The sequence below is a fragment of the Caldimonas sp. genome (assembly GCF_046291045.1).
GTDB lineage: Bacteria > Pseudomonadota > Gammaproteobacteria > Burkholderiales > Burkholderiaceae_C > Caldimonas.
Genome location: NZ_JBKBSL010000034.1, coordinates 1 through 18,752 on the forward strand (window position 1 = coordinate 1; position 18,752 = coordinate 18,752).

Below are 18,752 nucleotides of genomic sequence, written 5' to 3' on the forward strand. Positions count from 1 at the left end.
AGGTGGTCCCACTCCTTCCCATCCCGAACAGGACAGTGAAACGCCTCAGCGCCGATGATAGTGCGGTCTCCCGTGTGAAAGTAGGTCATCGTCAGGCTACATCCCCTCAACCCCCACCCCCAACCAAGGCGGTGGGGGTTTGTTTTTGCGGCGATCCCATTGCATCGGCAAAACAGAAGGTGTGGGCATCGGAGAACCCTCGGCCCAACCTCAGGAACCATTGGGCACAGGGCGGTTCACAGTCCCGGTATGCCTTGCAAAATCCCGACATGATCTCCAGTACTGTGCTTGGTGTTCTGCGCTTTGGGTTGGCGGCTGTCTTGGTGTGCCTGACAGCTTGGGTGCCGATAGCCGTCGCGCAGCCGGCAAATAGAGTGACAGAGATCGAAGGCATTGCCGAGTACCGGCTCGCCAATGGACTGCAGATCCTATTGGTGCCCGATGGGGGTAAGCCCACCACGACGGTCAATCTGACGGTGCGTGTGGGCTCTCGTCACGAGAACTACGGCGAGACGGGCATGGCCCATCTGCTCGAACATCTGCTGTTCAAGGGCAGCGAGCGTTACCCGGAGGCCTGGGCCGAGTTCAGCCGCCGGGGCCTGAGGGCCAACGGCTCGACGTGGTACGACCGCACCAACTACTTCGCCAGTTTTGCCAGCAACGAGGACAACCTGCGTTGGTACCTCGGGTGGCTGGCCGACGCGATGGTGAATGCGACGTTGGCGCGCAGTGCGCTGGAAGCCGAGATGACGGTGGTGCGTAATGAGATGGAGATGGGCGAGAACGACGCCGGGCGGGTACTGCTCGAGCGTGGCTTGTCAACGATGTACCTTTGGCACAACTATGGCAAGAGCACGATCGGTGCGAGAAGCGACATCGAGAACGTCGACATCGCGGCCTTGCGACGTTTCTACCGAACACACTACCGTCCCGATAACGCGACCTTGATCGTCTCAGGCCTGTTCGATGCGGCGCAGGTTCTGACCTGGATTCAAGAGTCCTTCGGGCCGATCCCGAAACCGGAGCGTCCGCTGCCGGCGGCGCCGACGCTCGATCCGGTGCAAGACGGTGAGCGTGAGGTCGTGTTGCGTCGTCCAGGCGGTGTGCCCTTGGTTTACGCACTCTACCATGTCCCACCGGGCCCTCATCCGGATCACGCGGCGATGCGTGTACTGGCGCTCATCCTGGGCGACAGCCCGGGGGGGCGGCTGCATCGCGCGCTGGTGGAAACGTCACGGGCGGCGGCCGCGTTTGCATTCACGCAGGGACTGGCAGATCCCGGGTATGCGCTGTTTGGCTTGCAGTTGCAGTCCGAAAAAGGCCTGATCGAGGCCGAGCGCATGCTGCTGGAGGAGATCGAGGGGCTGGCCGTCCGTCCGATCACGGTCTCCGAACTGGAACGCGCCAAGGCGCGCTGGCTTAAACAATGGGAGCTGTCGTTTGCCAACGCAGAGACGGTAGGGGTTGCGCTGTCTGAATCGATCGCCCAGGGAGACTGGCGCCTGTTCTTCCTGACCAGAGACCGCGTGCGCAACCTGCAGCTGGAGGCGGTGCAACGGGCGGCCGAGCAGTACCTGCGGCGTGACAACCGGACGGTGGCGCGCTATGTGCCGACGCAGGAGCTGCGACGCGCCCCCGACCCTCGGCGCGTGGACCTGGTGGGGATGCTCCAGGACTACCAAGGGGATCCACGCCTGGCCGCGGTGCCCACCTTCGAGGCCTCGCCCGCGAACATTGACGCTCGCACCCGGGTGGTGAGCGTCACTGAAGGATTGCAAGCGGCCTTGCTGTCCAAGGCCACGCGAGGCCATCTTGTGCATGCGCGTCTGGATCTGCGTTTCGGTACGGTGGAGGATCTGCGGGGGCAGGCTGAGGTGGCTGCCCTGGTGGCGGCGTTGCTCGACAAGGGGACCAGGCGCCGGCCCCGTCAGGCCCTGGCCGATGAACTGGACCGACTGCGCGCGGACGTGTCGGTGCAATCGGTTGATGGGGGTGTCAGTGTGGCTTTGCGTACGGTGCGCGAGCACCTGCCCGCCTTGCTGGGAGTCGTGGCCGAGATGCTGCGCGAGCCTGCCTTGGAGGCCGCGGCGCTCGACGAGGTGAAGCGGCAATGGCTCGCAAGTCTGGAGGAAGCGCAGCGCTCTCCGGAGGAACTGGCGGACAACGCGGTGCTGCGGCGGCTCCATCCTTACCCCGAGGACGATGTGCGGCATGTGCCCGCGCTGGCGGCCCAGATGGAGCGGGTGCGCGCCGTGGGAGTCGAACAGGTTCGCGCTTTCCACCGACGCTTTTACGGGGCTTCGTTTGCACAGTTCTCGGCCGTGGGGGACTTTGACGAGCAGGCTGCGATCCAGGCGCTGCGCTCGCACTTGGGCGGGTGGAAGAGCCCCGCACGCTACCAGCGGGTGCCGCGTCCGATGGTGACGGTCGAGCCGGGCTTCGAACGCCTTCGCACGCCGGACCAGCGCAATGCCTACCTCCGGGCCAGTTTGCCGCTGCCTTTGAGCGACGGCGACCCGGACTATCCGGCCTTGATGCTGGCGAACTACCTGCTCGGCCAAGGGGGCAGTTCGCGCTTGTGGACCCGGGTCCGTGAGACCGAGGGCCTGTCCTACGGGATCCACACTCATGTGGAATGGAATGCCTGGGAGCCGCATTCGGTCTGGTCGCTGTCGGTGATCTTTGCGCCGGACAATCTCGGCCGTGTGCGACGGGCGATCGACGAGGAGCTCAAGCGCGTGCTCACCGAGGGTTTCACGGCCGAGGAGCTGGAGGCGGCCCGCAAGGGGCTGTTGGCGTTGCGGCAACTGTCGCGCGCTCAGGATGGTCACCTGGCCGCAGCCCTGGCGGAAAACCTGCGGCTGGGTCGGCGTTTCGCCGTCTCCCAGGCCGTGGACGAGCGCATCGCGCAGCTGAGCCTGCAGGAGGTGAACGCGGCGCTGCGCAAGTACCTGAAGCCGGAGCGCTTCGTCTGGGCTGCTGCCGGCGACTTCAGGGAATGAGGCGGCGTTCCTCGCAGCGGACCGCACGGAAAGGGTCGCGCTCGCGCAATTCGTCCACATAGGAGGCCAGCCCCAGCGCCTCCCGGTCGAGGAAGCGGGCGACCGCGTCCGCAAAGGCAGGCTGGCTCAGCCAATGGGCCGAATGGGTGGTCACGGGCCGCAACCCGCGGGCCATCTTGTGTTCGCCCTGAGCCCCACCCTCGAATCGGCGGTAGCCTTGCGCGATGCACCAAGCCAGCGGCTGGTAGTAGCAGGCCTCGAAGTGCAGGCAGGTCACAGGCTCCAGGCTGCCCCAGTAGCGGCCGTAGGCCAAGCCCTGTGACTGATCGAGGGCAAGCAGCGAGGCAGCGATGGGGCACCCGTCGCGTCGTGCGATGAACATCAGCCAGTGCTCGGGCAACGTCGCAGCCACCTCGGAGAAGAAGAGCCTCGTCAGATAGGGCGTGGAGCGGTGGGCGTGGTAAGTGGCGACGTAGCAGCGAAAAAAGAAGTCCCAGTCGGCCTGGGAGATCTCGCGACCGGTCCGTACCTCGAACGCCACGCCGGCATCGGCGACACGGCGCCGCTCCTGCAGGATCTTCTTGCGTTTGTCGCGGTGCAGATCGGCCAAGAAGTCGTCAAAGCTCTCGTAGGGCTGGGGCTGTCGGTTGTGCCAATGGAACTGCACGCTGCCGCGCAGCAGCCAGCCCTCGGAGCGGGCTGCGTCGAGATCGTCCTGTGATAGGAAGAGCACATGGACCGACGACAGGCCGAGTTGCTCGGCCTTCAGGCGCAGGACTCGCAGCAGGGTGCGGCGCGTGCCGGTGTCGCGTGCCAGCAGGCGCGGGCCGGGCACCGGCGTGAAGGGCACGGCTGCGGTGAGCTTGGGGTAGTAGGGCAGCCCGTGGCGTTCATGTGCCTCGGCCCAGGCCCAGTCGAAGACGTACTCTCCGTAGGAATGTGACTTCAGGTAGACCGGGCAGGCCCCGTGCAACTCGCCGTGGCGCCACAGGGTGAGGAACTGGGGCAGCCAGCCGGTGCGCGCCGTGGCGCTGCCGGAGCGGTGCATGGCGGCCAGGTAGGCGTGGCGCAGGAAGGGCGTGCCGCCTGGCAGGCCGTCGACGAGCGCATCCCAGGCCGGGCCGTCGATCTCCGAAGGGTCTTCGACGACCCGGATGACATAATCGGATGGACTGAATTCTTCCTGCATATGTCAACACACGCCGTCGTGAAGGTTGCGGTCGCGCAGTTCAATCCGTGGGTGGGCGATCTCGACGGGAATGTGGCCCGCATCGAGGCCCTCGCCCGCCAGGCATACGCACAGGGGGTGCGCCTGCTGGTGACGCCGGAGCTGTCGCTGTGCGGCTATCCGCCGGAGGATCTGCTGTTGCGGCCGGCCTTCTTGCGCGCCTGCGAGGAGGCCTTGCAGCAGTGCGCGTTGCGTCTGGCCGATCTGGAGGGCTTGCATGTGGTCGTCGGGCATCCGTGGGCTGGGTCCGGCTCGGGGGATCTTAGGACCAAGTCCGTGATGGTGCCGCAGCGCGTGAATGCGGCCTCGGTGCTGGCGGGGGGAAAGGTGCAGGCCACCTACGCCAAGCGCGAGTTGCCCAACTACCAGGTCTTCGACGAGAGGCGCTACTTCGTCTCGGGGCGTGAGCTGGGGCTGGGGCCGGTGGTGTTCGAGGTGCAGGGGGTGAGATTTGGCCTGAACATCTGCGAGGACGCCTGGTTCGCCGAGCCCGCGCACAGCGCACGACAGGCCGGGGCCCAGGTGCTGCTGGTGCTCAACGCGTCGCCCTATCATTTGGGCAAGATCCACGAGCGCGAGCAGCGCATGGCCGAGCGCGCGCGCGCCTGCGGCCTGCCGCTCGTTTATGCTCACCAGGTGGGCGGGCAGGACGAGGTCGTGTTCGATGGAGCCTCCTTCGCGATCGATGCCGATGGCACGGTGAAGGCCCGCGCCCCGATGTTCCAGGAGCATCTGTTGGTGCTGGACGTCGCACCCTCGGGCATTCGCGGCGAGATTCATCCCCTGCCGTCGCTGGAAGCTCAGGCCTGGGCCGCGCTGGTGACGGGCGTGCGCGACTACGTTGGAAAGAACGGTTTTCCCGGCGCCCTCATCGGCCTGAGCGGCGGCATCGATTCGGCACTGGTGCTGGCTGTGGCCGTCGATGCACTCGGAGCCGACAAGGTGCGCGCGGTGATGATGCCCTCACCCTACACGGCGGAGATGTCGTGGCTCGATGCACGCGACATGGCGCAGCGCCTGGGGGTGCGCTACGACGAGTTCTCGATCACGCCGATGTTCGAGGCTTTCAAAGCCGCGCTGGCCACCGAGTTTGCAGGGTTGGCCGAGGATGCGACCGAGGAGAACATCCAGGCCCGCGTGCGCGGTACGCTGCTGATGGCCTTGTCGAACAAGCACGGCAGCATCGTGCTGACCACGGGCAACAAGAGCGAGATGGCCACCGGCTACTGCACGCTCTACGGTGACATGGCCGGCGGCTTCGCGGTGATCAAGGATGTGGCCAAGACCCTGGTCTATCAACTGGCACGCTGGAAGAATGAGCAGCCCACGCGACGAGCCGACGGCAGCGTCGGGCCGGTGATTCCCGAGCGCATCATCACGCGGCCGCCATCGGCCGAGCTGCGGCCCGACCAGACCGACCAGGACAGCCTGCCGCCCTATGAGGTGCTGGATGCGATCATGCAGCGCTACATGGAGGACGACCAAAGTATCGAAGAGATCGTGGCAGCAGGCTATGCGCGAGAGGATGTCGAGCGGGTCACGCGACTGCTGAAGATCAACGAGTACAAGCGCCGGCAGGCGCCGGTGGGCATCCGCATCACCCACCGTGCCTTCGGAAGGGACTGGCGCTATCCGATCACCTCAAAGTTCCGCGCGTAAACTACTCGCATCGAATCCAGGAACCACGGAGCATCCATGAAGCAGATCACTGCCATCATCAAACCCTTCAAGCTCGAGGAGGTGCGTGAGGCCCTGGCCGATGTAGGCGTGACGGGCCTCACAGTCACCGAAGTCAAGGGCTTCGGGCGGCAGAAGGGGCATACCGAGCTGTACCGCGGCGCCGAGTACGTGGTGGACTTTCTACCGAAGGTGAAGATCGAGGTGGTGATCAAGGACGACGATGTCGACCGCTGCATTGAGGCCATCGTGAAGGCAGCCAAAACCGGCAAGATTGGCGACGGGAAGATCTTCGTGACGCCGGTGGAGCAGGTGGTTCGCATTCGCACGGGTGAGACGGACGACGCCGCCATCTGAGGGCTCCCGGAGCCAGGCCACGCACAGTCCGCTGCGCGGCCTCAACGGGCCTGACCACCACGGGCCCTTGGCTTTCAGATGCGCCGATAGTCGTCCGAAGCGGTGGCGAGGCGGGCCTGGTGCATGAGGCGCTGCAGCAGTTCGACGGGATCCATCCCCACTTCGAGGACGCCCAACTGTGCAGCACTCAGGAAGCCTTGCTCCACCGTGTGGGCCAGGAAGGCCGCCAGCTTGTCGTAGTAGCCGCCCACGTTGAGCAGGCCGATGGGCTTGTCGTGGTAGCCCAGTTGCCGCCAGGTCCACACTTCGAAGAGCTCCTCGAAGGTGCCGATGCCCCCCGGCAGGGCCAGGAATGCATCGGCCTGCTCGGCCATCAGACGCTTGCGCTCGTGCATGGTCTGCACCACGTGCAGTTCGGTCAGGCCACGATGGCCGACTTCTCGGTCCATCAAGGTCTGGGGGATGACGCCGATCACGCGGCCGCCTTCGGCCAGCACGGCATCGGCCACGACGCCCATCAGGCCGACCCGTCCGCCGCCATAGATGAGGAGCCCACCGGCGCGGGCCAAGTGACGACCCAGCGTGCGGGCGGCGTCGGCGAACGCGGGATCCATGCCGGGGCGAGAGCCACAGTACACGCACAGCGAGAAGGTGGGCAGGCTCATGGAGATGAGGTGTCAGAGGAGGTCGGCAAGTCGGGCGTGGAGGGCGCCGGCCCAGATGGCGGCGCATAGCAGCAGCGACAGCAGCACGGCTGCGCTGGCGACATCTTTCGCACGTTTGGACAGCTCGTGGACCTCGTAGGAGACCCGATCGATGGCGGCCTCGATCCCGGAGTTGAGCAGCTCGACGATGAGCACCAGCACCGCCGAACCGGCCAGCAGGGCGATCTCGACCCAGTCGCGGCCCAGCCAGAACGCTGCAGGCACCAACACGGCGGCGAGCCAGAACTCCTGACGAAAGGCGCTTTCGCCCAGATAGGCCGTGCGCAGGCCGTCGAGGGAGTGGCGCAGCGCGTGCGCGATGCGAACGAGGCCGGTTCGGCCCTTGTGAGGGTTCGTCATGGATCTCATTGTGCCGCTGCCCTGTGGCCAGCCGGTGTCAGGAGGCGGCGCGGCCAGAGGCGGGTACGAGCACCAACCGGGTGCCGCACAGCGCGTCGTGCCAGAACTGGCGGTCGGCACGCAGCCGGCTCAACAGCGCGTAGGTGAGCACCCAGCCTGTCAGGGCTACGAAGACGGTCCAGCCGCTGCCGGTCCAGCCCAGGAGATGGGCCAGGCCCAGACCGGGAAGTACCCAGACCCAGGCGCAGACGAAGCGGCCCAGGGCCCGGGCCAGGCCTGGGGGCCGGCCGCCGGGGCCTTCCAGGCGGATGCGCCAAGTCTGCATCGGCAGGGTTTGACCACTGCGTGTCCAGCACCAGACGAAGTACAGTGCCAGCACGGCCACCACGAACAGGCCCAGGCCGAGGCGGCCGTCGAGGGCATGGCGCTGCCCCGTCGCCACGCCGTAGACGAGCCCGGCGATCATCACGACGCCGAACAGCAGCACGGCTTCGTAGACCAGGCAGGCCAGGCGACGGCGCAGCGTTGGCACGGGGGAGGAAGGAAAGGCGCAGGTCCGGGGCGGGGCGGAGAGGTTCGTGCTCAAGGGGCGGTCGGACGGGTGGAGGGGGCTGCGCTGCGGCTCGGCGGCACGACGACGGCGGCGCCCTGGGGGCCTGCCAGGGGCAGCAGGGTCTTCGGATGGACGAAGCTCGGGGAGGTGGCGATCTTCGGCAGTCCGGCCTGCTGATGCCACGGCGGCATCGGCTGTTGGGTGATCGGGATGGTCGTGGCCCCCGGGCGGACCTGGGCTGTGGTGGGAGCCACGGGCTGCGGCGCCACCCGGCTGGCCGCCGGAGGGGGCACCAGGCCGGGCCGCTCGCGTCCAAGGTTCCTGCGGTCGGAAGGGGGGATCGTGGGCGCAGCGGGCCCGGCGGTGCGCGCCTGCGCGGCCAGGGCCCGGCGTTCTTCGGGAGGCAGCGCTTGGTAGGTTTCCCAGCGATTCAGCCGTTCGGCGGCCGGCAATTCATGGATGGACTGGAAATTGATGCGTGCCAAGGTGCGCTGCTGAGGCGACAGTCGCACCCATTCGAGCATGCGCTGGTGGACGCGGCGCCGCTCATCCGCGTTCATACGGGGAAAGCGTTCGGCGATCTCGAGCCACTTGCGTTTGCGGGCACCATCCAGGCGGTTCCATTCGCTGCGCAAGGGCGCCAGAGCCTCTTGCTGGGCTGGACTCAGGCGGCTCCAGCGCGGGCCGTCAGAGGCGGCAGCCTGCGCCAACGCCGGCAGGGGCAGGCCAGCCACCCACCCACCTCCCACGGCGCACAGCACGGCGGTCAGCAGACCTGCCAGGGAAGAGGCCAGCCGTCGCATCATTCCCGGGGGGTTTTCAGGAATTCCAGAAAACCCGGATCCGCGTAGGCCGCCGGGGGCAGGTCGTCGGTCAGCAGGGTCGCATCGATCTCGGCGGCCAGGCGGATCTGCCGCTCCGCATGCCAATCTTCGATCATGGCCAGCCCAGCCAGCAGGGCCAGCAGCGGAACCAGACTGCCCAGGGCTGCCGCCCACCAAGACAGGCTGCCGCGGGTGGTCTTACCGCCGTGGCCCAGGATGGCGGTGCTGCTGGCGCCCAAGGGCAGGAGGGTTGCGGCTGTGACGGCGCGGCAGCGCGCCAGCGCCTGCGTGCGCGCGAACCGCAGGCGCTCGCTGACGTCGGCCGGCACTTCGACCTCGGACAGTCGGGCCGCGATGCGCAGGCCCAAGCGGGCTTCCAGGGCCTCGATCTCGGCCGGATGGAGGGTGTTTGGGTTCATGGCACGATCCCCTTGGCCTTGAGGGCGCGGGCCAGGGCATGCACCGCGCGCGAGCAATGAGTCTTGACGCTGCCTTCGGAGCAGCCCATCACCGACGCTGTTTCCGAGACATCGAATTCTTCCCAGTAACGCATCAAAAAAGCCTCCCGTTGACGCGCAGGCAGCTTTTGCACCTCGGCGTCGATGGCTTGGAGGACTTGGCTGCGCGACAGCGCGTCGGCCGCGCTTTCCGTGCCCTGCGTAGCCTGCAGCGCCTCGAGCGTGTCGAGCAGATCGACCGCATCACCGCCATCGTGCTCTTCCAGGTCGGAAAAGGACTGCATGACCGCCGTGCGCACTTTTTGCCGTCGGAACCAATCGGTGGTGGCGTTGGACAGGATGCGCTGGAAGAGCAGGGGGAGTTCGGCCGCTGGTCGGTGGGCGTACTTCTCGGCCAAGCGGATCATGGCGTCTTGCACGATGTCCAGCGCGGCATCGGTGTCACGCACGGCGTAGACGACGCGCTTGAAGGCGCGCTTGTCGACGCCCTTGAGGAAGTCGCTGAGTTCTTGTTCGGTCGCCAAGGGACGGTGCCGTTTCAGGCGCGCTCGGGAATGAATCGGAAATTATGGCATCGCCCTGCGCCGGTGCGCGGCGGCAGTGTCATAATGCTGCCCTGCACAACATTGGGTCTCGACTCGGACGCCCGACCCGGGCGCCTCGTTCATGACCGCGCAGGCTCCACACCCGCCTCACGAGGGCGTGGAAAGGGGCACCGATCGTTTTTCGTCAGAGAAATTCAGAAAGGTTCGACATATGGACATGTCTGCCGCGGAACACAAGCGCGCTGCCGCCTCCGATGGCGCGCCATCCCCGCAATCCTCCCGTCAAGAACTCAACGGCTCCGACATCCTGGTGCGCTGTCTCCAGGCCGAAGGGGTGAAGTACATCTGGGGCTACCCCGGAGGCGCCGTCCTTTACATCTACGACGCGCTGTACAAGCAGGAGACCATCCAGCACGTGCTGGTGCGTCATGAGCAAGCGGCCGTGCACGCAGCCGATGGTTATGCCCGCGCCACCGGTGAGGTGGGGGTCGCGCTGGTCACCTCGGGGCCGGGTGTCACCAATGCCATCACCGGCATCGCCACGGCCTACATGGATTCCATTCCGATGGTGATCATCACGGGGCAGGTGCCCACGCCGGCCATCGGTCTGGACGCCTTCCAGGAATGCGATACCGTGGGTATCACGCGCCCGATCGTCAAGCACAACTTCCTCGTCAAGGACGTCAAGGATCTGGCCGTGACGATGAAGAAGGCTTTCCATATCGCGCGTACTGGTCGCCCCGGCCCGGTGGTGGTGGATGTGCCCAAGGACGTGTCTCTCAAGACGGCCGAGTTTCACTACCCCGACAGCGTAGAGATGCGCTCGTACAACCCGGTGCGCAAAGGTCACGGCGGGCAGATCCGCAAAGCCGTGCAACTGCTGATGCAGGCCAAGCGGCCTTACATCTACACAGGCGGTGGCGTGATCCTGGGCAATGCCTCGGCTGAACTGCGCGAGCTGGTCGACCTGCTGGGTTATCCCTGCACCAATACGCTGATGGGCCTGGGGGCCTTTCCGGCCACCGACCCGCGCTTCCTGGGCATGCTGGGCATGCATGGCACCTACGAAGCCAACATGACCATGCAAAACTGCGACGTGCTGCTGGCCGTCGGTGCGCGCTTCGATGACCGCGTGATCGGTAACCCGAAGCATTTCGCGTCGGTGGAACGCAAGATCATCCACGTCGACATCGATCCTTCGTCCATCTCGAAGCGCGTGAAAGTCGACATTCCCATCGTGGGCGACGTGAAGGATGTCCTGCAGGAGTTGATCGCCCAGATCCGCGAAGCCCAGACCCGTCCCGACGCCCAGGCCCTGTCGGCCTGGTGGGCACAGATCAACGAGTGGCGCAAGCGCGAGTGCCTGAAGTACAAGCACTCCGACGAGGTCATCAAACCCCAGTTCGTGGTGGAGACGCTGTGGGAGATGACGCGCGATCGCGAGACCTACATCACCTCCGACGTGGGTCAGCACCAGATGTGGGCGGCCCAGTTCTACCGCTTCGACGAGCCGCGGCGCTGGATCAACTCCGGCGGCCTGGGGACGATGGGCGTGGGCCTGCCCTATGCCATGGGCATCAAGCTGGCCAAGCCAGACGCCGACGTGTTCTGCATCACCGGTGAGGGCTCGATCCAGATGTGCATCCAGGAGCTCTCCACCTGCCAGCAGTACCAGACGCCGGTCAAGATCATTTCCTTGAACAACCGCTACCTGGGCATGGTGCGCCAGTGGCAGCAGCTCGACTACGGCGGCCGCTACTCGCACAGCTACATGGACGCACTGCCCGACTTCGTCAAGCTCGCCGAGGCCTATGGCCACGTGGGCCTGAAGATCGAGAAACCCTCGGAGGTGGAGCCGGCGCTGCGCGAGATGATGCGCCTGAAGGACCGAACGGTCTTCCTGGACGTGCGCACCGACCCCACCGAGAACGTCTGGCCCATGGTTCAGGCGGGCAAGGGCATCACGGAGATGCTGCTGGGCTCCGAAGACCTGTGACCTGCGGGAAGGCCGACAAGGGCGTCACGTTGCCGCGTGACGTCAGGCGCCGGCCGGACGCGGCGAACGATTTCGGAACGACAAACACCCTCTCGAAGGACGTGGCCAAGGGCCGCCGGTTACCGCCGTCGGCCTGAAGAGCGCGAACAACGAACCATGAAACACATCATTGCAGTGCTGCTGGAGAACGAGGCAGGTGCCCTCTCCCGTGTGGTGGGCCTGTTCTCGGCCCGCGGTTACAACATCGAAAGCCTCACCGTGGCGCCGACGGAAGACCCATCACTGTCGCGCATGACCATCGTCACCACCGGCTCCGACGACGTGATCGAGCAGATCACCAAGCATCTGAACCGTCTGATCGAGGTGGTCAAAGTGGTCGATCTGACCGAAGGCAGTTACACCGAGCGCGAACTCATGCTGATCAAGGTGCGCGCCGTGGGCAAGGAGCGCGAGGAGATGAAACGCATGGCCGACATCTTCCGCGGCCGCATCATCGATGTCACCGAAAAGACCTACACCATTGAATTGACCGGCGACGCGAGCAAGCTCGATGCCTTCATCGAGGCTATCGAACGCACCGCCATTCTCGAGACCGTGCGCACCGGCACCAGCGGCATCGGCCGCGGCGAGCGGATCCTGCGCGTCTGAACCCCGACCCCTTCCAACCGGACAACCTGGAGAACACCATGAAGGTCTACTACGACAAGGACGCCGACCTGAGCCTGATCAAGGGCAAGAACGTCACCATCGTCGGCTACGGCTCGCAAGGCCATGCCCATGCTCAGAACCTCAATGACAGCGGCGTGAAAGTGACCGTCGGCTTGCGCCGCGGCGGTGCTTCCTGGGCCAAGGCCGAGAAGGCCGGCTTGAAGGTGGCCGAGATTGCCGAGGCGGTGAAGACGGCCGATGTGGTGATGATCCTGCTGCCCGATGAGCAGATCGCCAGCGTGTACAAGAACGACGTCGAACCTCACCTCAAGCAGGGGGCTTCGTTGGCTTTCGCGCACGGTTTCAACGTGCACTACGGACAGGTGATCCCCCGCGAGGATCTGGACGTGTGGATGGTCGCGCCCAAGGCACCGGGGCATACAGTGCGCTCCACCTACACGCAGGGCGGTGGCGTGCCTCATCTCATTGCCGTGCATGCCGACAAGAGCGGCAAGGCCCGTGATCTGGCACTGAGCTACGCGGCGGCCAACGGTGGTGGTAAGGCCGGCATCATCGAGACCAGTTTCCGTGAGGAAACCGAGACCGACTTGTTCGGTGAACAGGCCGTGCTGTGCGGCGGCACCGTCGAGCTGATCAAGGCCGGCTTCGAGACCCTGGTGGAGGCCGGCTACGCACCCGAGATGGCCTACTTCGAATGTCTTCACGAACTCAAGCTCATCGTGGACCTGATCTACGAGGGGGGCATTGCGAACATGAACTACTCGATCTCGAACAATGCCGAGTACGGCGAGTATGTCACCGGCCCGCGCGTGATCACGGAGCAGACCAAGCAGGCCATGCGCCAGTGCCTGAAGGACATCCAAACCGGCGAGTACGCCAAGAGCTTCATCCTGGAGAACAAGGCGGGTGCTCCGACGCTGCTGTCACGCCGCCGCCTGACGGCGCAGCACCCGATCGAGGTGGTGGGCGAGCAGTTGCGGGCCATGATGCCCTGGATCAAGAAGAACCGCCTGGTCGACCAGTCCAAGAACTGATGGGCGTCGCCCGCGAGATCGAGCCGCGAGGGGTTTCCTCGCGGCTTTTTTTCTCGTCTGCCTGTTGTATCCTCGCGCCCATGAACTACCCCCATCCCTTTCTCGCGAAGGAAGGTTGGCCCTTCATCGCCATCGCCTTTTTCGTGGCGGTCTTCGCCTCCTTCTTCTTGCCGGACTTCCTGGCTTTCCTGTGCTGGCTGGCGCTGGCCTTCGTGGTGCAATTCTTTCGCGACCCGCCTCGGGCGATCCCGGCCGAGGCGGCGGCGGTGCTGTCGCCGGCTGATGGCCGCATCGTCAAGGTCGAGAAGGTTCGCGATCCGTATGCCGACCGTGATGCGCTGCTGATCAGTGTGTTCATGAACGTCTTCAACGTGCATTCCAACCGCATCAGCGTCGATGGCCGGATTGTGAAGGTGCAGTATTTCCCGGGCTTGTTCATCAATGCCGACCTGGACAAGGCCTCGACGGAAAACGAGCGCAACGCGGTGGTGATCGAATCGGGCCCGCACACCGTCACGCTGGTGCAGGTGGCCGGACTGATCGCTCGACGCATCCTGTGCTATGTGAAGCCCGGCGACGTGGTCGAGAAGGGGCAGCGCTACGGCTTCATCCGCTTCGGCTCCCGTGTGGACGTGTACCTTCCGGTCGATGCCACGCCGCGCGTGGCGCCGGGCGACAAGGTGGCGGCCACTTCCACCATTCTGGCCGTGCTCCCGCAGTGATGAACGAGACCCCGGAAACCGTCGAGGCTCCGCACGAGGACGCTGCGCGTCCACGTCGCAAGGGCATCTACATCTTGCCCAACCTGTTCACGCTGGCGGCGCTGTTCGGGGGCTTCTACGCCATCGTGATGGCGATGAATGAGCGCTTCGACCTGGCGGCCGTCGGCATCTTCTGCGCGATGGTGCTGGACAGCCTGGACGGGCGCGTGGCGCGCATGACCCACACCCAGAGCACGTTCGGCGAGCAGATGGATAGCCTGTCGGACATGGTGTCCTTCGGCGCTGCCCCGGCCCTCATCATGTACGAATGGGCGCTCAAGGGCTTGGGCAAGCTGGGTTGGATCGCAGCATTCGTCTACTGCTCCGGTGCGGCGCTGCGTTTGGCACGCTTCAACACGAACATCTCGGTGGTCGACAAGCGCTTCTTCCAAGGGCTGCCCAGCCCGGCGGCGGCGGCGCTCGTGGTGGGGTTCATTTGGGTGATGGATGACCTCGGTTACCGCGGAGCCTCGCGCATCGACTGGCTGACCTGGGGGGCGTTCGCCCTCACGCTGTACGCGGGGTTGACGATGGTGACGAACGTGCCCTTCTACAGCTTCAAGGACGTGAGCTTTCGGCACAGTGTGCCCTTCGTGGTGGTGGTCGCCATCGCCCTGGGATTTGCGCTGATTGCCTATCATCCGCCGGTCGTGCTGTTCGCGCTGTTCGTGGTTTATGGCTTTTCGGGCTATGGCGTCTACGCTCACCGCAAGGCCAAGGGCAAACCTGTGAGTGTGATCGCCGTGTCCACCGACGAGCCCGATGAACAGGGACTGCACCGCTGAACGGTGCTATATTGCTTCCCATGGTTTCTGTCCTGACGATCCTGTCGCTATCCCTAGGAGTGCCGCGGGCACGCTGATTCGTTTTCGTCAACGGTTTCCAGCACGTACGGCCCGCCAGCGCTCTCAGCCCGCGGGCCGTTTCGTTTTCACTGCATTGCATCCCCACGGAGCCCACCATGGCCGACAAGCTCATCATCTTCGACACCACGCTGCGCGACGGCGAGCAGTCCCCTGGCGCCTCGATGACCAAGGACGAGAAGCTGCGCATCGCACGCCAGCTCGAGCGCTTGCGCGTGGATGTGATCGAAGCCGGATTCGCTGCGTCGTCCAATGGCGACTTCGAGGCGGTCAAGACGATCGCCGACCACATCAAGGGCTCCACCGTGTGCTCGCTGGCGCGCGCCAACGACCGTGACATCAGTCGCGCGGCGGAAGCTCTGAAGGGCGCCGCCTCGGCACGCATCCATACGTTCATCGCCACCAGCCCGCTGCACATGGAAAAGAAGCTGCGTATGACGCCGCAGCAGGTGTACGAGCAGGCACGGCTGGCCGTGCGCTTCGCGCGCAATCTGTGCGGTGACGTGGAGTTTTCTCCGGAGGACGGCTACCGCTCGGAGATCGACTTCCTGTGCCGTGTGCTGGAAGCCGTGATCGATGAGGGGGCCACCACCATCAACATTCCCGACACCGTGGGCTACGCCATTCCTGAGCTCTACGGCCATTTCATCAAGACGCTGCGCGAGCGCATCCCGAACTCCGACAAGGCCGTTTGGTCGGTCCATTGCCACAACGACCTGGGCATGGCGGTGGCCAATTCGCTGGCCGGCGTGCAGATCGGCGGGGCACGTCAGGTGGAGTGCACCATCAACGGCCTGGGCGAGCGCGCCGGCAACTGCTCGCTCGAGGAAGTCGTGATGGCCGTGCGCACGCGCCGCGACTACTTCGGTCTGGATGTGGGGATCGATACCACGCAGATCGTGCCGGCTTCGCGGCTGGTGTCGCAGACCACGGGCTTCGTTGTGCAGCCCAACAAGGCCGTGGTGGGGGCCAATGCCTTCGCGCATGCCTCGGGCATCCACCAAGACGGTGTGCTCAAGGCCCGCGACACCTACGAGATCATGCGCGCGGAGGACGTGGGCTGGACCGCCAACAAGATCGTGCTGGGCAAGCTCTCGGGTCGCAATGCCTTCAAGCAGCGGCTCCAGGAACTGGGCATCGAGCTGGAATCCGAGGCGGAGATCAATGCGGCGTTTGCCAAGTTCAAGGAGCTGGCCGATCGCAAGAGCGAGATCTTCGACGAGGACATCATCGCGCTGGTGGGCGACGAAAGCGTGACCAGCGAGCAGGAACATTACCGCCTGTTGGCCCTGTCCCAGCACTCGGAGACGGGCGAGCGCCCCCATGCCAAGGTGGTCTTCGCCGCCGGAGACCGGGAGTTCCATGGCGAAAGCGACGGCAACGGCCCGGTGGATGCCAGCCTGAAAGCCATCGAGGCCCATGTGCAGAGCGGTGCCGAGATGCTGCTGTATTCGGTCAACGCGATCACCTCGGGCAGCACGGAATCGCAGGGGGAGGTGACGATCCGGCTGCAGCACGGCGGGCGGGTGGTCAACGGTGTGGGGGCCGATCCGGACATCGTGGTGGCGTCGGCCAAGGCCTATCTCGCCGCGCTGAACAAGCTGCACAGCAAGAGCGAGCGGGTGGCGGCTCAGGGTTGACCCCCGGGTGGGCTGTCGTCGGGCATCGTGTTTTCAGTGGAACTTGAGAAATAGTGCGTAAGTTTTTGATCTTGCGCACCTTTTTCTGATCGCCTACACTCGCCGTCAATGACTGCGGGAGTCGGGCAGTGACACGAGCGGCTTGGGCAAGGGTGTGGCGAGGGCTGGTGGCCGGGGTGGCCCTGGTGGTGGGCCTGTGCGCGTCCGGACCGCTGCTGGCGGCTTCGGACGGCGGCAAGCGCCCGACCGCATCAGCCAGCAAGCGCTCCGTAGCGGAGTCGCCGCGTAAGAAGCCGGTGGTCCGATCGGCCCAGCGCAGTAGCCGTGCCGTGGTGCGTGCGCGCCCGGCGGTGTCGGCCGGCCGGTCCTCGGCGGCCGCCAAGCGTCGCGTGGTGCAGCGAATCTCGGCAGCCCCTGCGGCCTCGCGGGTCTCCTATGGGCAGGCGTTCGGTCTGCACGCCGTGGACGATCCCTTGGACCTGAAGTCCAGTGTGGCCCTGGTGCTCGATCAGGACACGGAGGAAGTGCTGTTCAGCAAGAATTCCCAGGCCGTGCTGCCGATCGCGTCGCTCACCAAGCTGATGACGGCCTTGGTGGTGATCGAAGCCGGGCAGCCGCTGGACGAGATGCTCACCATCACGCGCGAGGACATCGACACCGAGAAGGGCAGCCGTTCCAGACTGGCCGTGGGAACCCGACTGAGTCGCGAAGAGATGCTGCATCTGGCGCTGATGTCCTCAGAGAACCGAGCGGCCAATGCCCTGGGGCGCCACTATCCGGGTGGCCTGGGCCCCTTCGTTGCAGCGATGAACCGCAAGGCCCAGGAACTCGGTATGCATGACACCCGCTTCGTCGAACCGACGGGCTTGTCCAGCCGCAACCAGTCCAGCGCCCGTGACCTGGCCGTCCTGGTGAAGGCCACCTATGACGTGCCCTTGATCCGGGAGTTGTCGACCTCGCCCGAGTACCAGGTGGTGGTGGGCAAGCGGCAACTGCAGTACCGCAACACCAATGGCCTGGTTTTCAATCCGAGCTGGGAGATCGGCCTGCAAAAGACCGGTTACATCTCGGAGGCTGGTCGTTGCCTGGTCATGCAGGCCGAGCTGGCCGGACGCAAGCTCATCATGGTCTTTCTCGATTCGGCGGGGCGTTTCTCCCGGTTGGGCGACGCCGAACGGGTGCGTCGCTGGCTGCTGGAGCAGTTCGGTGCCGAAGACACCAGCCCGCGCGTGACGTCCTGATCGTCCCCGGGGGGGCTAGCTGCTGCTTCTGGGCCCAGCCCGCCGCCCCCCCCGGGACCGGCTTCAGCCGCGATAGCCCAAGGCCGCCGAGATCTGGGCGGCTGTGGACTGCAGACGTTCAAGCCAGCTGTCTTCGAGACGATCGGCCGGAGCGGAGATCGACAGGCCGGCGACCAGCTTGCCCTGATCGTCCCGGATGCCGGCGGCCATGCAGCGCACCCCCAGCTCGAGTTCCTCGTTGTCCCGCGCGTAGCCGAACTGGCGCACTCTGGCCAGTTCTCGTTCCAGTGTGCCCAGGTCGGTGATGCTGTTGCGGGTGTGGCCCGCCAGCCCGGTGCGGGTGGCATAGGCGCGCACGCGCTGGGCGTCGTCCTGGGCCAGGAAGAGCTTGCCGACGGATGTCAGGTGCAGGGGAGCCCGGCCCCCGACGGCACGCACCACCTGCATGCCCGAACGCTCGCTGTAGGTGCGTTCGATGTAGACGATTTCATCGCCTTGTCGGACGGAGAGATTGACGGGCTGGTGTGTGAGTTTGTGCAGTTCACGCATCGGCCCGAGTGCGGCGTCACGCACATCCAGGCGGGCCTTCACGAGATTGCCCAGTTCCAGCAGGCGCATGCCCAAACGGTAGCTGCCAGCCTCGGGCCGATCGACGAAGCGTCCAGCCGCCAGGTCGTTCAGGATGCGGTGAGCGGTGGACGGGTGCAGCCCGGTCTGGGCACTGATCTCCTTCAGCGAGACGGGATCCTGGTGGGCCGCCAGCACGTCCAGCAAGGCGAACATGCGCTCCAGAACCTGGATGGTGGGGGTGTGGCCGTCGGACTTTCTCATGCCGTGATT

The 18,752-nt window shown here is 65.5% G+C and carries 18 protein-coding genes and 1 rRNA gene; 11 read left to right on the forward strand and 8 right to left on the reverse strand.

Annotated elements, in window-relative coordinates; translation table 11 throughout:
• Both rrf and ACK4ZD_RS12155 read left to right on the forward strand, forming a co-directional pair.
• Positions 1 to 97, forward strand: a 5S ribosomal RNA gene (rrf, locus tag ACK4ZD_RS12150); the annotation flags it as partial.
• Between the two features lie 277 nt (positions 98 to 374).
• Entirely contained in the window at positions 375 to 3,002 is a 2,628-nt protein-coding gene (locus tag ACK4ZD_RS12155; protein WP_409662355.1) for a M16 family metallopeptidase, read from the forward strand.
• On the opposite strand, the gene ACK4ZD_RS12160 is transcribed toward ACK4ZD_RS12155, so the two are convergent.
• On the reverse strand, positions 2,992 to 4,191 hold the full coding sequence (locus ACK4ZD_RS12160) for a GNAT family N-acetyltransferase (protein ID WP_409662358.1): 1,200 nt from the start codon (positions 4,189 to 4,191) through the stop codon (positions 2,992 to 2,994). The two genes, ACK4ZD_RS12155 and ACK4ZD_RS12160, sit on opposite strands and share 11 nt — an antisense overlap.
• Here ACK4ZD_RS12160 and ACK4ZD_RS12165 point away from each other — a divergent pair, their 5' ends adjacent.
• Together ACK4ZD_RS12165 and glnK are read left to right on the forward strand one after the other, a co-directional pair.
• On the forward strand, positions 4,192 to 5,889 hold the full coding sequence (locus tag ACK4ZD_RS12165; RefSeq protein WP_409662361.1) for an NAD+ synthase: 1,698 nt from the start codon (positions 4,192 to 4,194) through the stop codon (positions 5,887 to 5,889).
• 36 nt (positions 5,890 to 5,925) lie between these two features.
• On the forward strand, positions 5,926 to 6,264 hold the full coding sequence (gene glnK, locus ACK4ZD_RS12170; protein ID WP_409662364.1) for a P-II family nitrogen regulator: 339 nt from the start codon (positions 5,926 to 5,928) through the stop codon (positions 6,262 to 6,264).
• A 74-nt stretch (positions 6,265 to 6,338) separates the two neighbouring features.
• On the opposite strand, the gene ACK4ZD_RS12175 is transcribed toward glnK, so the two are convergent.
• Genes ACK4ZD_RS12175 through ACK4ZD_RS12200 form a run of 6 tightly spaced genes read right to left on the reverse strand, consistent with a single transcriptional unit; the run spans position 6,339 to position 9,687 of the window.
• Positions 6,339 to 6,929: a TIGR00730 family Rossman fold protein gene (locus ACK4ZD_RS12175; protein ID WP_409662367.1), complete on the reverse strand. Its 591-nt coding sequence runs from the start codon at positions 6,927 to 6,929 to the stop codon at positions 6,339 to 6,341.
• 12 nt (positions 6,930 to 6,941) lie between these two features.
• Entirely contained in the window at positions 6,942 to 7,328 is a 387-nt protein-coding gene (locus tag ACK4ZD_RS12180) for a diacylglycerol kinase (RefSeq protein WP_409662370.1), read from the reverse strand.
• 37 nt (positions 7,329 to 7,365) lie between these two features.
• A complete protein-coding gene (locus tag ACK4ZD_RS12185; protein WP_409662373.1) occupies positions 7,366 to 7,860 on the reverse strand; it encodes an RDD family protein in 495 nt (164 codons plus the stop codon).
• 50 nt (positions 7,861 to 7,910) lie between these two features.
• A complete protein-coding gene (locus ACK4ZD_RS12190; RefSeq protein WP_409662376.1) occupies positions 7,911 to 8,687 on the reverse strand; it encodes a DUF3106 domain-containing protein in 777 nt (258 codons plus the stop codon).
• On the reverse strand, positions 8,684 to 9,124 hold the full coding sequence (locus ACK4ZD_RS12195) for a DUF3619 family protein (protein WP_409662379.1): 441 nt from the start codon (positions 9,122 to 9,124) through the stop codon (positions 8,684 to 8,686). The genes ACK4ZD_RS12190 and ACK4ZD_RS12195 overlap by 4 nt, the downstream gene beginning before the upstream one ends.
• The gene (locus ACK4ZD_RS12200; protein WP_409662381.1) at positions 9,121 to 9,687 is read right to left on the reverse strand and encodes an RNA polymerase sigma factor; all 567 of its coding nucleotides are present in this window, start codon (positions 9,685 to 9,687) and stop codon (positions 9,121 to 9,123) included. Before ACK4ZD_RS12200 ends, ACK4ZD_RS12195 begins: the two co-directional genes overlap by 4 nt.
• Positions 9,688 to 9,919: 232 nt before the next feature.
• On the opposite strand from ACK4ZD_RS12200, the gene ACK4ZD_RS12205 reads away from it, so the two are divergent.
• The 7 genes from ACK4ZD_RS12205 (at position 9,920) to pbpG (ending at position 17,912) form a co-directional block, all read left to right on the forward strand.
• Entirely contained in the window at positions 9,920 to 11,704 is a 1,785-nt protein-coding gene (locus ACK4ZD_RS12205) for an acetolactate synthase 3 catalytic subunit (RefSeq protein WP_409662384.1), read from the forward strand.
• 156 nt (positions 11,705 to 11,860) lie between these two features.
• Positions 11,861 to 12,352, forward strand: coding sequence for an acetolactate synthase small subunit (ilvN, locus tag ACK4ZD_RS12210; RefSeq protein ID WP_409662387.1), 492 nt, complete (start codon positions 11,861 to 11,863; stop codon positions 12,350 to 12,352).
• 38 nt (positions 12,353 to 12,390) lie between these two features.
• The gene (ilvC, locus tag ACK4ZD_RS12215; RefSeq protein WP_409662390.1) at positions 12,391 to 13,407 is read left to right on the forward strand and encodes a ketol-acid reductoisomerase; all 1,017 of its coding nucleotides are present in this window, start codon (positions 12,391 to 12,393) and stop codon (positions 13,405 to 13,407) included.
• An 80-nt stretch (positions 13,408 to 13,487) separates the two neighbouring features.
• Positions 13,488 to 14,129 (forward strand): phosphatidylserine decarboxylase, encoded by a 642-nt coding sequence (locus ACK4ZD_RS12220; protein ID WP_409662393.1) that lies wholly within the window; start codon positions 13,488 to 13,490, stop codon positions 14,127 to 14,129.
• On the forward strand, positions 14,129 to 14,953 hold the full coding sequence (pssA, locus tag ACK4ZD_RS12225) for a CDP-diacylglycerol--serine O-phosphatidyltransferase (RefSeq protein WP_409662395.1): 825 nt from the start codon (positions 14,129 to 14,131) through the stop codon (positions 14,951 to 14,953). Before ACK4ZD_RS12220 ends, pssA begins: the two co-directional genes overlap by 1 nt.
• A 176-nt stretch (positions 14,954 to 15,129) precedes the next feature.
• On the forward strand, positions 15,130 to 16,671 hold the full coding sequence (locus ACK4ZD_RS12230; RefSeq protein ID WP_409662398.1) for a 2-isopropylmalate synthase: 1,542 nt from the start codon (positions 15,130 to 15,132) through the stop codon (positions 16,669 to 16,671).
• A gap of 128 nt (positions 16,672 to 16,799) precedes the next feature.
• Positions 16,800 to 17,912, forward strand: coding sequence for a D-alanyl-D-alanine endopeptidase (gene pbpG, locus ACK4ZD_RS12235; RefSeq protein ID WP_409662401.1), 1,113 nt, complete (start codon positions 16,800 to 16,802; stop codon positions 17,910 to 17,912).
• 63 nt (positions 17,913 to 17,975) lie between these two features.
• Here pbpG and ACK4ZD_RS12240 read toward each other — a convergent pair whose 3' ends face one another.
• Complete coding sequence (locus ACK4ZD_RS12240) at positions 17,976 to 18,743, reverse strand: IclR family transcriptional regulator (RefSeq protein ID WP_409662403.1); 768 nt, start codon at positions 18,741 to 18,743, stop codon at positions 17,976 to 17,978.
• Positions 18,744 to 18,752: the final 9 nt, after the last annotated feature.